Here is a 13222-nt window from a genome sequence, read left to right on the forward strand (position 1 = left end):
CTGGGCCGCCCTGACTGGATAACCGGGACGGCGGCTACGCCTGCGACGCAGGCTTGCGGGCACGGATAAAGGCGCTGACGAACTTGCCCTCCGTCTGCTGCCGCTCCTCATCGTTCAGGGCTGAGATGGACGCGCGGGCACCGCCCGAGGCTATCTCCTCCAGGGTATAGCGGCGCGTCACCTCTACCTCGATGTCTGTGAAGCCGGCCTGTTGGAGGAGCTGGCGATAGACATTCTCTTCCAGCGCGCCGGCTATGCAGCCGGCCCAGGACTCTAAATCGGAGCGTAGCGCGGGCGGGATCTGTCCCTGGAAGATGATGTCGGAGACGGCGAAGCGTCCACCAGGGACCAGCACGCGTTGGGCCTCGCGTAGCACCTGGCCTTTATCCGCCGCCAGGTTGATGACGCAGTTGGAGATGACGACGTCGATACTGTTGTCCGGCAGTGGAATATCTTCGATGATGCCCTTGAGAAACTGTACATTCTGGATGCCAGCTTCCTGTCGGTTGCGCTCGGCGATGGCGAGCATATCATCTGTCATATCCAATCCATAAGCGAAACCGCCCGGACCCACGCGCCGGGCTGAGAGCAGGACGTCGATGCCGCCACCGCTCCCCAGGTCTAGCACCTTTTCTCCTTCTTTGAGCTCGGCCAACGCTGTGGGATTGCCGCATCCGCGTGAGGCCAGCACTGCGGCGATCGGCAGCGTGCCCAGCTCGGCTGCGTTATAGAGATCGCCTGTGATGGGATCTGCCTGGCTGGTACTACAACAGTCAGTGCTACAACAGCCAGTGCTGGCCGCATCTCCGGCGTTCTGTATAGATGGCGGGGTTGAGCAGCAGCTATTGATGCTGTCCGACTGATTAGTGAGAATGGAGCCGACGGAACGGCTATATCTCTCGCGTACGGCAGCGCGCAACTGCTCCCCATCTTCTGGTACTGTGTTATTCATTCCTTGCATCCTTTCCTGGCAATGCATTGTTGCATCGCGCTCATCTGTGTACTTTACTGCTGGTATAGACGGCAATTCTGCTAAAAGGACGCAAGTCTTACGGGCTCTTTACCGGACTTAACGAGGAACGGAAACCTGTATGAGGGCGCTCTGTGGCTCACAGCAGGTACAGCGCGGCTGGTAGTCGATCAGACGCCCGAGGCGGTCGAACTCGAAGTGGCAGCAATCGAGCAACATCTGGCGTAGCTTTTCACGGGCGCGCTGGACGCGTGATTTTGCTCCCGATACCGAGATGCCCAGCCGGCTTGCCAGCTCTTTTTGCGATAGTCCCTTGTAATCGGTCAGGTAGAGCGCCTGGCGATACGGTTCCGGCAGGTTGAGTAGCATCGCCATCATGGAAGGAATGATCTGCGCCCGCACGTCCTCTTCTGGTATTTCGCTATATACCAGTTGCATGTCTGACTCGCTCACCGTTTCAAGTGCGATGCCTGGCGCCCGCGTGCGGTAATAATCGATGATGCGATGGCGGGCGATCTGGTAGACCCAACCCTCAAGCTTCTCTTCCGCCTTTAATGAGGCGATATGGGTATGGATCTTCAAGAAAATATCCTGCAGCAGGTCCTCAACGCTTGCCTCGTCGCTGACGCGCTGGCGAATAAAGTTTCTCAATGGCTCATGGAGCGCATACCACGCCATCTCGGTGGATAGCCGCGGCGCGTGTCGGCTGTGGGGTATTTCACTCATGACTGTCAAAGCCTCTCTCTGTAGCTGCTTATCTTTTGTATGTATAGACGAACATAGAATAGAAAAGACGCATACAGTATGTAAGGATTAACTGAGTTCAGCATAATTAGACAAATAGCATGAGCTTTTTAACCTATACATCTTTTCGTTACCAAATTGGCTACATCAGGCTCTCAGATCTTGTAGAAGATAGTAGGTACGGACCCGGCTTTGGCGCGGTGGTGCAAAAAAGCCGGGTCGCGTGTTCAGCCGTTACTTCCTCATGCTCAGGGCCAATGCCATCTGGTAGGTTTCACGCAGGGTCGCTTCGATCGAGTTCGTTCTACGAAAGGCCTGTACCATCTGGTGGGCAGGTGTGATCTGGTGCCGGAGGAGGTGGAAAAGCGGCGCGAGGAAGCGCATATCAGGATCACTGCCCAGGGCTTCTGCTGACGCGTTCAAGACTGTTTGCGCCCCTGTGAACAGATCATGCTGCGCGAAGCCAAAACGCGCGGCACGCTGATGAAGCCCCCGATCCGGGACCGTTGCGCGCCCTGGAAGTGTCCGGTCAAGGACCAGCCCCTTGAGCAACGTCAACAACGCCGCGTAGAGGGAAAAATCCGCGCAACTGTCGCAGGCCTTGAACTCAATCCGACCAATTTCTGCCGGGCAACGAGCCAACTTGGTCAGCGAGGGATCGCTTTCGATGAGGTCAGTCGGCTGATCCAGGAACACTTGCACCGCAGGGCGCCTGCCTGTGCGCTGAAACGTTCTCACCGAGAATCCTTCCCACAGGTGCCCATTATAGAATGGAGAGCTAAAACTCCATGGTACGATATACGGGCTGTAATAGGTGAGCTTGCGTCCAAGATCGATCATACGCTCAACCGGCAGCGCTTCGATCGAAAAGTTTAAGTCCGGCCCGTATGTTACCATCGAGAGCAGCGCGCTCAGGTCCTCAGGAGATTGGTGCAACAACTGCTGCTCATAGGCACACAGGGGAGGATCGGGGACAAAACTGGTCTGGTAGGGATTATGGCTCGTTAATACTGGAAGGAAACCGTGGCGCGCCGCCACAGCCTGGAGCAAGTGAAAATTGGTCCGGAGCTCATTGACCGCTGCTTCAATACTCGAGTGGATTGTGGTGCGAATCTCAATGCCCTTTGGCAGGCAATCTGTCAGTTCGCCGCCCTCACTGAAGCGCTCGAATCCCTCAATATACCAGCGTTTGACGCGAATACCCGCGTCCCCTATCCGCAGATGCTTTTCATCTCCTCCATATTGCGGAAGCTCATCCACGATTGCCTGAAGTGTCGCAAACGGGGTCGAGAGAAAGTCCACAAAATGCCCTTGCCGATCGAGAAAAGCGACCTCGTGCTCAATGCCAAAGCGAAACATCGGTTTTTCCCTTCTACATAACACATCCACACAGAAGAATGACGGCGGCTATCTCTTATCACTGCGTGGCAGCAACCGCCGCGCGATCAACATCATGTCGTCGCCAATGAAGCCCATGATATCCAGATTCGTTACCGCGCGATAGTAGCACGCCCTGAAATAGAAAGTCAAGCGAAGAAATTGAATACCAAAAAGCTTCTTGAACGTGACTACCAGGAGCTTCGCCCTGTGTGTTGTTGGGTACGCTTTTTTGTTTTCTTTGACCTAATCAGTCCCCCTCAAGTATGGACGTTTTTTACCTATGATAGTATAACGCTATCGGGTAGGCGAGGGATAGGCGATTTCCCATTATTGCAAGATTGCTTTAAACGCGGCCTCATAGTTTTTGGCCTTGCCTGGTGGCAGTTCATTGGAGACGCGCAGTATCGTTGTGCCAGATAGGTATTCGTATGTGTTTTGAATTGAGAAAGGGATTTGGAGATGTGATTAATGCGATAAGTCACAAAGGATGCTCTTCATCATTGAGCTGTGATAGGATCCAGCTGAGCAGATTTAGGGTAAGCTGGATGCGCTGCGGGGTTTCGGAGCAGAAGAGTTGGGTGAGCTGCTCTTCCACATCCGGGGGACCCAGCGTCAGATCTTTAAGATGAGGCCAGATCGAGCTGTTGGGGGGTAGCGGCCTGTCGTTGGCGGCCCAGAGACCCTCGATAATCTGCCAGGAAACCGTCCCGCTGACAAACGCGGCCTTCACCTGCTGACCGGCTTTGAGGGCCAGCTGGATTTTGAAGCGAGACGATTCCAGCCAGGTGATGATCTTCACCCGTTCTTGCTCTGGCAATCTGTAACCATCAAAGCGTTGTTGCGCCTGCTCTTTCAGACAAGCGAGAACGCCCTGGGGATCATACAGGATGCGCCCATCCAGATAGGCGTAGACCTGCATGGCGTCGGCTTTAAGTTTCGCCTGCGCGGATGCTTCGTCCGTATATCCTTGCTCAACCACGACGCCCTGGCGCACCTCTGATCGAAACTCTCGTTTGATACCCGGCTTCAGAATGAAGCGGAGATCCAGATCGGTCCCCTCCACAGCGTCGCCTCTAGCAACCGAGCCGGTCAGCAGGACTCCGATGATCTCTTCCTGCTGATGTGCTTCCTCAACAATCTCTTGCTGCAATGTCTGGTATAGCAAATCGAACTCCTTAATAGCTATGTAGATCCAGGCTCTCACGGACCGTGTTGAGCGCTTGCGCGACATCGTATTCCACTGGTAGCAGGGTTAGTGTATCATAGATTAACTGGATGCAGGCCGCAATGCGCTGCTTTGCATCGTTCTCGGTGAAGATGGCCGTGCTGCGCTCCATCAGATGATGCGGTTTGAGCGCGAGAGCACCGCTGCTCTGGCTGATCCACTTCCATTCGGGTTCCCATTGGTGGTTTAGCGCGAAGAGCACGCGCAAGATATTGTGCAGTTCTCTGAGGAGTACCTCGGCCAGGCGCCATGGTTCGTGGCGTTGAGCCAGTGCCCAGCGCGCTTCGAGGAGATGGGGAAATTGCCAGAGATCCGTGGCGTTCGCTATCAGGCGCTGTGCCAGTTGTGGCGGATATTGTGTGAGCTGCTGTCGCCAGCGAGGAAGATGACCTTCACCGCGCAGTGAGAGCGCATGCGATGTGATCTCACCAAGGATCAAGCGATGATGGTCGAGTACCTGCGCGGCCAGTATCTGACGCAGCAGTTCTTCCTGTTGCCTGAAGGTTTGCCAGCCCGCTTCAATCCATATCTCTCCGAAGCGAAAGGTTGACCAGAGCGAGCCATCTTCGATCGTTGTCTCATCATGGATGATCGCGCTGGCCCCAATCTGGCGCAGCCAGGTATCGCGTGCCTGTACGCCTGGAATCTCCTGTACGTAGAAGACCTGCTCGATGTCTGAAGGGTCGTCAGCCAGCCCTTTGGATACCGATCCGGTAATGGCGATCTCTTGTCCCAGCACGGGCGGACAGAGCTCTGAGAGTTCCTGAGCTATGCGATAGCGTGTATGGCTGGCGGCTGTTGCTCGTGGCGGCAGGCTATCCATGGAGCGGTTCATTCCCATCTATGCGGCCTCGATAAGGGGGAGCCGAAACCAGAAGGTGGAGCCCTCCCCCAGGGCGCTCTCAATACCGACGGTGCCCCCGTGCAGAGCAATCAGGGCCTGACAGATATAAAGGCCCAGGCCCAACCCACTGGAGCTCGACGTTTGCACCTGGTAGAAGCGGTTCCAGATGCGCTCCTGGTCCTGTTCGCTCAGTCCCCGTCCCCGGTCTTTGACCCAGACTTTTACCTGTTCAGGCTCCTCATTGACGCCCACCATCACGGGCTCTGTCTTATCGGAATACTTGAGCGCGTTCGTAATGTAGTTGTCGATCACCTGGCCGATCCGGTTCTGATCGATGTTTACCAGCGGTGGGGATGAAACCGTGGAGAGGTCTAATTCGATTGTGCGGTTGACGGCGTTGGCGCGTTGATCTTCGACCACTTCTTGTACGACATCCAGAAGATTGTGTGGGGTGGCTTGAATCTCGATCTTGCTGCGCTGCAGGCGCGCAACATCCAGTAGATCATTGATCAGCCGGTTCTGTAATCCTAGTCGATGCACCGCTCGCTGCAGCAGGGTAATGATCTGGTCCAGCGCCGGCTGGAGCTCGCCTGGCTGCGCTTTGCCCGGCATCTTTTTGAGCAGGCGCATCGCCAGTTGAATGTTCGCCTTCGTAACCGTCAGGGGCGTGCGTAACTCATGGCTGACCAGGCTGATAAAATCATCTTTGCTCTGTATCTGCTCGCGGTACTGGGTAATATCGCGTGTGAAACCCAGGATAGATACGACGTTTTGCTGGGTGTCGAACTCGGGGACGAACCGCGTCTGGCAATAGTGCGTGCTGCCCTGCGCCTGTACGGGATATTCTATGGTTTGCGCCTGCTTGCTGGTGATGACCTCCGCCAGCGTCTGTTCCCAGACCTGACTATTATCGGGCGATAGACCCAGTTCCTGATTCGTTTTGCCCGGAAATCTCTCCGGTGCCAGGCCCGTCAGAAGAGCGATGGCAGGATTGGCATACATATAGCGCAGATTCTGGTCTATACGCGTGATGATGTCAGGTGAGTTCTCGGCCAGGATGCGAAAGCTCTCGTTCTGCTGATGCAGTTGCTGCAAAAGTTCCATCTTGCCGATCGCGTTCAGGCAGGCGTGCTGGAGAATCTGCGGCGTAATATTGTCCTTGATCAGGTAATCCTGCACTCCCTGTTTCATGGCGTTTACCGCGATCTCTTCATCACCGCTACCGGTTAAAATGATGACCGCGGTCATGGGCGGATGAGGAAGTTGCTGGAGGTGTTGAAGAAACATGATACCGGTCATATCTGGCAGCCCATAGTCGAGTAGGATGCAATCGGGGCGCGTCTCCTCATAGCGGGTCAGCGCCTCTTCCCCGGTCTTCGCCTCATAAAATTGATAAGAGTTAGAAGAGTTGCGCTGCAGATAGCGACGGAAAATCATTCTATCCTCAGGGCTATCATCAATAATCAATATTTTAATCTGGCGATCAAGCATATGTTATCTGTCTTTCTCGGGCAAGCGAACCAGGCGAAACCAGTAATCGAAAATACGTTGTATCTGCTCTCCCAGGGTTTCGAATGGCACTATTTTCAGGATATAGCTATTGGCGCCCTGAGCGTAGCAATAATCGATGTCGCGCGGATCGGCCGACGTCGTATAAATGACAACGGGGATCTGTTTTACTTTGTCACTTTGCTTTATATCCGCGAGAACGGCTCGCCCGTCCAGACCAATGATATTCAGATCCAGCAGGATCAAGGAGGGGAGCCTTCCCGGATTAGAGACCGTTTGCACAAATTTTCCGCGCTGATGTAGAAAATCGAGCGCCTCTTCTCCTTTTTGGCAACGTACAAGTGGGTACCTGAGGGCCCGCTTCCTCAGGATGCGCTGGAAGGTGAAGTAGTCTTCATCGCTATCTTCGACGACCAGAATGGATTGTTCTTGTTCCATGTCCGTTATCCCCCTTTTTTATCGACAGCTTGATGTCACAGAATTCAACCCACGGTGAAGTAGAATGTTGTTCCTTCCCCTTCCCGGGATTCAAGCCAGATCGCGCCTTTATGGAGCGCGATAATCTTTTTTACGACCGCCAGGCCGACGCCGGTTCCGCCACCAAACTCATCGCGACCGTGCAAGCGCTTATAGATATGAAAGATAGTTTCATAATGATGCGCGGGAATCCCGATGCCATTATCACGAACGTACAGGACGGGAGGATGTACTCCTTCGGGTATGGGCGCGCTTTCGGAGAGAACCCCAATCTCAATCCGCGCCTCGCCTTCCTTGCCGTATTTGAGCGCGTTGCTGATCAGATTGAGAAAGACCTCGCTGATCCTGCTGCTATCGCAGTAAACCGTGGGCAGCGGACCCGCGACATGGATGTGGGTTCCACTCTTCTCTATGCTGTATCTCAACAGCGACAGCGCGTCTGCCAGCACCTCGTTGAGGTCATTCTCTCGCATCGGCAGCTCTGTGCGACCGAGACGCGAATAGTACAGGAGTGAGTTCATCAGGCTCTCCATGCGCGTCGAGAGATTGATCAGCGTTTCGACCTGATAGGTCCCATTCTGGTCGAGCAGGTGGCCGTAGTCCTCCTTGAGGAAGTTCGCGTAATTACGGATGCCCCGCAGCGGCTCTTTCAGATCATGGGATGCGATATAGGTAAACGCGTCTAGCTCCTGGTTGCTGCGCTCAAGTTCCCTGTTCATCTCGGCCAGCTGTTCGGCTTTATGGACGAGGACGTTCATCAGCGCCGCACGCAGGCTGCCCATCTGGCGCACCTCGCTCTCGTTCCAGGGCTGGGCATGCCCCTGGACGATCTGGCTCCATTTTTCAAACGATTTGCGCGGTGAGAGGCGCACCCCCTGTTCCGTTTGGGTTGCTATCTTCGTCGGCTCACCCGCCCATTGCACGGTTTGTTTCACCTCTGGTCGGAACCAGAGCAGATACTGCTTCGCGTTTTTCGAGAGGATGAGCGCCAGTACGCCACTGGCGGTCGCCGTCCATGCCTGGGCGTCGGGATAACGGGCTGAGAGACAATCGCTACTGAATATCTCGTCCTCAGGCTGGTGCTCAAGCCAGGATAGCAGGTCATGGATCTGCTCGGTGGTGGGCGTCTGCCCAAGAAGGTGGCAGGTATCCCCCATGCAGATGGCGGCGCCGGTGGCTGCGACGGCGTCAAGGATCGTGGGCGTCGAGGTGGTCAGCGCATCTACCAGGTTCATGTGCGTCGAAGCCTGTTCAATGAGCCGGGCGCGCACCTCCGCCAGCCGCGAGCGATAGGCGGTATCCTCTTGCTCGGCGACCGTGGGTAATTGCAGTGACATGACGCGCCCAAGCAGCTCGCAGGCCGTGCGCACGTTGTAGGGCACATATTTAGGCGCGTAGTGATGACAGGCGATCAGGCCCCAGAGGCGCTCATCCTTCACGATCGAGATCGACATCGAGGATTCAACACCCATATTTTTCAGATATTCGATATGGATGGGGGAGACGCTGCGCAAGACAGAGTGGCTCATGTCCACCGTCTGTTGTGTCAGAGGATTGACCGTCGGTAGCAGGGGCGCGGGCGTATAATCAACATTCGCGATTAGACGCAGCCAGTTCAGAACATAGAGCCGACGCGCCTGCGCTGGAATGTCCGATTCGGGATAGTGGAGGTCCAGAAAGGTCTCCAGGTCTGCTCGCTTGCTTTCGGCGATGACAACTCCGTGGTCGTCGGCCTCAAAACGATACATCATGACGCGATCGAAGCCCGTAAACTGGCGTATCTTCTCGACAATGAGCTGCGACATGGTTTTGACCGAGGGCAGGTGCCGCAGACTGCTGAAGACGGTCTGCGTCGCGGCGTAGAGATCTTCTGTGGTGACAGCAGAGGCGCCATTTTTCGCGCTGGGCTCTAACTCCAGGATCAGCAGCGGACCAACGGTGTGCACAATGCCATCGAATTGCTGCGTACTGCCTTGCAGCGTAACGGTGAAGAGATAGAGCGGATTGTTCTCCAGCTGGCTCTGTTCGGTTGAACGCAGCAGTTCCATATGTTCCGGCGCCAGCAGCTCCTCAAGTGACTCTCCGAGCAACGCATCTGCCGCTCTCCCAATCACTTCCCGGCTATTGCTGCTTACTTGCAGAATACGGTAGCTGTGACTATCCAGTATAAGCATGACTCCGTGAGGCTGAATGGCGCCCGGAATATGGATCGGTTCGCGCGCGCAGTCTTGCAGGTCAATCGGTTCTGGTTGTTCGGGTAAAAATGTCATGCCAGTCTACGTTTCCCTTGCTATACGGTTGGGTACCAATACTGAGATGATGCGCTGGTAGAGGTGTCCCTTTGGCTTCATGCCTGGACAGGCGCACTATACCTCTCTGATATTACGGGCTACATCTGCTTATCAATGACCTTTATTGTATCACGTGATACTCCGCAGGAGCTACAAGCCTCTTCTTATCTGGCACCTTGCATCGTTGGCGCTTGAACCTCATAACCGAGGACTGCGAGATAGCCATAGAAGGCGAAGCGGTGAAACCAGGTAGCCATTTGCAGGGGCGTATAGCTTTTTTCGCTCTCCAGCCACCAGACGATGGTGCCGATGAGGACATATGAGAGCTGGGTGACCGGCAGTTCCTGGGGCATGGTCGGATCGGTCGGCTGCGTGGGTGTTATCTGCTGTTTCAACTGTCGCCCGCTCTCAAGCAGGAGCTTGATGGTGTGCTCGCGCATCCTGTCCGCGAACCATGGGCTCCCGTTCTTCCCCAGCATCGCCCTGTACAGGCGGTCATTATCAGCCACGTGCTCAAAGAATTGTACCCAGATCTCTGGTGTGTTTTGCTTGCTACTATTCTTTTCTTTGTGTATGGGCAGTAGTTTCTCCACCAGGTAATTGGCTGTCTCCTCGAAGATCTTTGCCACCAGGTCGTACTTATCCTGGTAATGGCGGTAGAACGTGGCCCGGTTGATCATGGCCCGTTCGGCGATATCGCCTACCGTGATGGCCTCAAACCCTTTCTCGGTGATCAGTTCGACCATCGCTTCTTGCAGGAATTTATGGGTGCGCCGAACGCGCAGGTCGGTCTGTTCTTCGTGCGACATTTTCCCCTCCGTGTTGCATACGTAACAAAAGGCCACTATTGATGCTTGTCCAGCGCGACGGCCGGGTTTACACTATCTATTGTAACAGGTTGATGCCTTTGCAACAATGTGTCGCTACGATAGATAAAATATGGGCGTGATCAGAGCATCCCTCACTCCTGGAGGATCTCGATCAGGGTCACTACTTCAACAACGAACGATGGTCATCTGGCGCGGCGTTTCTTGTAAGGAAAGTTCTATACATATAATGCTTATAACATGAGGAGGATTTTATGCCCGAGATACATGATGTGAACGAGTTGGATCGTCAGGTGATCGAGGAGTTTCGTGCCAATGGGGGCAACGTTGGCGGCTACCTGGCTGGCGCCCCCGTGCTGCTGCTGACAACGACGGGTGCCAGGAGCGGTCAGCAGCGTACCACTCCGCTGGTCTACCTGTCCGAAGGCGGTCAGATCTACATTTTCGCCGGCAACAGGGGCGCGCCGACCAATCCCGCCTGGTATCACAATCTGCTGGCGCATCCCGATGTGACCGTCGAAGTCGGCGCTGAGAAGTTCGCGGCCCGTGCCATCGTCCTCGACAGCGCGGAGGCCGAGCGGCTCGGCCGCATCCAGATTCAAAAGATACCCTCCCTGGCCGAACTGCTGGAGAAGATGACCCGCAAGGTCCCCGCGATTCTGCTGCAACGCACAGTGTAAAACACGCTCTTACACTCATGGTCATCGCCTGCGTTCTGTATGAGCTTCTGCACCTGCGGTGTTCACGAGTCCGTCGTATGTTGGTGCATGGGGGCGCGGATGCACCCCCATGCACCAACATACAAAATCAATGCGGACGCGAGTGTGGGGGCGCTTGCGTTCGCCAACATCAGACCCAGTGGTGATGAAAACGTAGCTGAGCTCCGACGCCGCCCATTTCCTGGAATGCCGCATGGTTGGTGACGTTTTCTATCTGGGCGTCCGTTTGGGCCGCCAGGCGCACCAGTTCATTGCGTTGCGTTTCGTCGAGTGGCGCCTGCTGGTCGAGCAGCAAGACATCAACCTGCCCATGTTTGAGCGCATCCAACGTCTCCTGCATGCCGCTGATGGCCAGGCCGTTCGCGCGTATGCGTTCGACCATGGTATCCGCTAGCTGATGCGACTCTTCTCTCTGTATGTACTCGATGACCGGCTTGATCTGCTCTTGAACCTCGTGACGCGGGGTGCGAATATCCATGCGCAAGACCTCTTCATGCACCAGTGGCTCAATGGCAGGAGAGATCTGTTGATGCAGGAGAGGAATAGAGACCTCGTCGCCTGCCAGGATGACCCTGCGAGCACCTTCCTGCAGGACGAGGTCTTCGATCGCCGATGCGGCCTCGCGCGCGAAGGCTTTGCGCTTATTCTCGACCTTACGGTGGTAGCGCGCCTGATTTAAGCAGGTGGTGTTGCGCTTGCTGTAGCCGCGTGGTGAGTCATCGGGTCCGGCTACCTCATCCAGAAAACCGTAGCGCGTCACAAAGAGGCGCGTGGTATTGGTATCTACGACGGCCGTGACGGTGGTCTCTTGCTCATCGAGTAGCCGGGCTAGCTGAAACAGATCCGGGTAGGGTTCATACATTATCTGGTCATGAAATGAGACGCCCGTTTCTATATATTCAAACAACTGGTGCGCGTCGCAGGCGAAGATGGCCACGCCCTGTAGCCAGGGTTCCGCGTGGTGTTCGAGATATGCCTGCACCTTCTCCTTATCCCGTCGAAAACCTTCCAGTGCCGGGTGACGCGGCAGCAGGGTCTCCTCGATTTGGCGGAAACGCTCTCTGAGCGTAATGGCGGAGATACGTCTCCACGGCTGCTTGCCAGACATATGTGGGCTCATATCCAGATATACGCTCAGCACATAGGCTCCATCGGGCTCAAAGTCTGCCAGCCTATGAAAAAGCTCTTGGGCAGTATGCATCTTTGACTCCTTCCTGTATAGCTTATCTTGATGCCCTTCTAACGGTTGATCATCCTTTGCTTGCGTGAGTTGCTTCGGAACGCGCTAATATACTCCGGGAACAAAGTTATAAGCTCGGGCGGGCTCTACATAGCCATTGGCCGGCTGGCGCGGCGGCAGCTCTACAGGTTGACGCGGCGCTTCTTGATATGGAATCTTGCTCAGGAAGTGGGCGATACAGTTGAGGCGCGCCCGCCGCTTGTCATCTGCGTCTACCACATACCAGGGAGATTCCGGTGTATCCGTGGCCTCGAACATGATGTCTTTGGCTCGCGAGTAGTCGTACCAGCGCTTGTGCGCCTCCAGGTCGATTGGACTGAGCTTCCAGGTTTTGCGCCCGTCTGCAATTCTGGATTGGAAGCGTCGCTCCTGTTCATCCTGGCTGACCTCGAACCAGTATTTGATCAGGATGACGCCCGAGTTGATGATCTCGTGCTCCATTAGCGGCGCGTCGTGCAGGAACTTTTTGTGCTGCTGTGGTGTGCAGAAGCCCATCACTACCTCAACGCCGGCGCGGTTATACCAGCTACGATCAAAGAGCACGACCTCGCCTGCCGCCGGCAGCTCGGCTATGTAGCGTTGAAAATACATCTGGGTCTTCTCGCGCTCGGTTGGCGTCGGCAGCGCCACGATGCGAAAAATACGCGGGCTGACTCGCTCGGTGATCTGCTTGATCACGCCCCCTTTACCCGCCGCGTCGCGCCCCTCAAAGAGGACCACGATCTTCAGCCCTTTATGCACCACCCATGATTGCAACTTTACCAGTTCAACCTGCAGGTGTTTGAGCTCTTTCTCAAACTGCTTGCGACTGAGCTTGTCGGCAGGCCGTCGCTGCGCCTGCATATTATCTGTGTGGCCCGATGAAGCGGAGGTCGGCTTCGTTTTTACCATGTATGCCCTCAACTTTCTCCCACTTATCTCCCCACTACTTCAACTAGATGGCGAGAGAATCAGGGATTTGCCATATCTGCCATACACACGTCCGCCCATCCAGCC

General features: G+C 55.4%; 12 protein-coding genes. 1 reads left to right on the forward strand and 11 read right to left on the reverse strand.

Annotated features, from left to right (window positions below):
- Positions 1 to 34 precede the first annotated feature (34 nt).
- The 9 genes from arsM to AABA21_RS10745 form a co-directional block, all read right to left on the reverse strand.
- Positions 35 to 952 carry an arsenite methyltransferase gene (arsM, locus tag AABA21_RS10705; RefSeq protein ID WP_338249647.1) on the reverse strand — a complete coding sequence of 306 codons (918 nt, stop codon included), beginning with the start codon at positions 950 to 952 and terminating at the stop codon, positions 35 to 37.
- A gap of 117 nt (positions 953 to 1069) precedes the next feature.
- Complete coding sequence (gene sigZ, locus AABA21_RS10710; protein ID WP_338249649.1) at positions 1070 to 1696, reverse strand: RNA polymerase sigma factor SigZ; 627 nt, start codon at positions 1694 to 1696, stop codon at positions 1070 to 1072.
- Between the two features lie 252 nt (positions 1697 to 1948).
- Positions 1949 to 3073 (reverse strand): glutamate--cysteine ligase, encoded by a 1125-nt coding sequence (locus AABA21_RS10715; protein ID WP_338249651.1) that lies wholly within the window; start codon positions 3071 to 3073, stop codon positions 1949 to 1951.
- A gap of 499 nt (positions 3074 to 3572) precedes the next feature.
- A complete protein-coding gene (locus tag AABA21_RS10720) occupies positions 3573 to 4259 on the reverse strand; it encodes a nucleotidyltransferase domain-containing protein (protein WP_338249653.1) in 687 nt (228 codons plus the stop codon).
- A gap of 10 nt (positions 4260 to 4269) precedes the next feature.
- Positions 4270 to 5142 (reverse strand): DUF4037 domain-containing protein, encoded by an 873-nt coding sequence (locus tag AABA21_RS10725; RefSeq protein WP_338249656.1) that lies wholly within the window; start codon positions 5140 to 5142, stop codon positions 4270 to 4272.
- Between the two features lie 18 nt (positions 5143 to 5160).
- Positions 5161 to 6654, reverse strand: a complete 1494-nt coding sequence (locus AABA21_RS10730) for an ATP-binding response regulator (protein WP_338249658.1) — start codon at positions 6652 to 6654, stop codon at positions 5161 to 5163.
- 3 nt (positions 6655 to 6657) lie between these two features.
- A complete protein-coding gene (locus tag AABA21_RS10735; protein WP_338249661.1) occupies positions 6658 to 7110 on the reverse strand; it encodes a response regulator in 453 nt (150 codons plus the stop codon).
- Between the two features lie 44 nt (positions 7111 to 7154).
- Positions 7155 to 9419, reverse strand: a complete 2265-nt coding sequence (locus tag AABA21_RS10740; RefSeq protein ID WP_338249663.1) for an ATP-binding protein — start codon at positions 9417 to 9419, stop codon at positions 7155 to 7157.
- Between the two features lie 185 nt (positions 9420 to 9604).
- Positions 9605 to 10249, reverse strand: coding sequence for a TetR/AcrR family transcriptional regulator (locus AABA21_RS10745; RefSeq protein WP_338249665.1), 645 nt, complete (start codon positions 10247 to 10249; stop codon positions 9605 to 9607).
- A 272-nt stretch (positions 10250 to 10521) separates the two neighbouring features.
- Between AABA21_RS10745 and AABA21_RS10750 the strand changes: the two genes are divergently transcribed.
- Positions 10522 to 10947 carry a nitroreductase/quinone reductase family protein gene (locus AABA21_RS10750; RefSeq protein WP_338249667.1) on the forward strand — a complete coding sequence of 142 codons (426 nt, stop codon included), beginning with the start codon at positions 10522 to 10524 and terminating at the stop codon, positions 10945 to 10947.
- Between the two features lie 169 nt (positions 10948 to 11116).
- On the opposite strand, the gene AABA21_RS10755 is transcribed toward AABA21_RS10750, so the two are convergent.
- Positions 11117 to 12187, reverse strand: coding sequence for a baeRF10 domain-containing protein (locus AABA21_RS10755; protein WP_338249670.1), 1071 nt, complete (start codon positions 12185 to 12187; stop codon positions 11117 to 11119).
- Positions 12188 to 12271: 84 nt separating this feature from the next.
- Positions 12272 to 13069, reverse strand: a complete 798-nt coding sequence (gene ppk2, locus AABA21_RS10760) for a polyphosphate kinase 2 (protein ID WP_420917145.1) — start codon at positions 13067 to 13069, stop codon at positions 12272 to 12274.
- Positions 13070 to 13222 lie beyond the last annotated feature (153 nt).

The sequence above is a fragment of the Dictyobacter halimunensis genome (assembly GCF_036245075.1).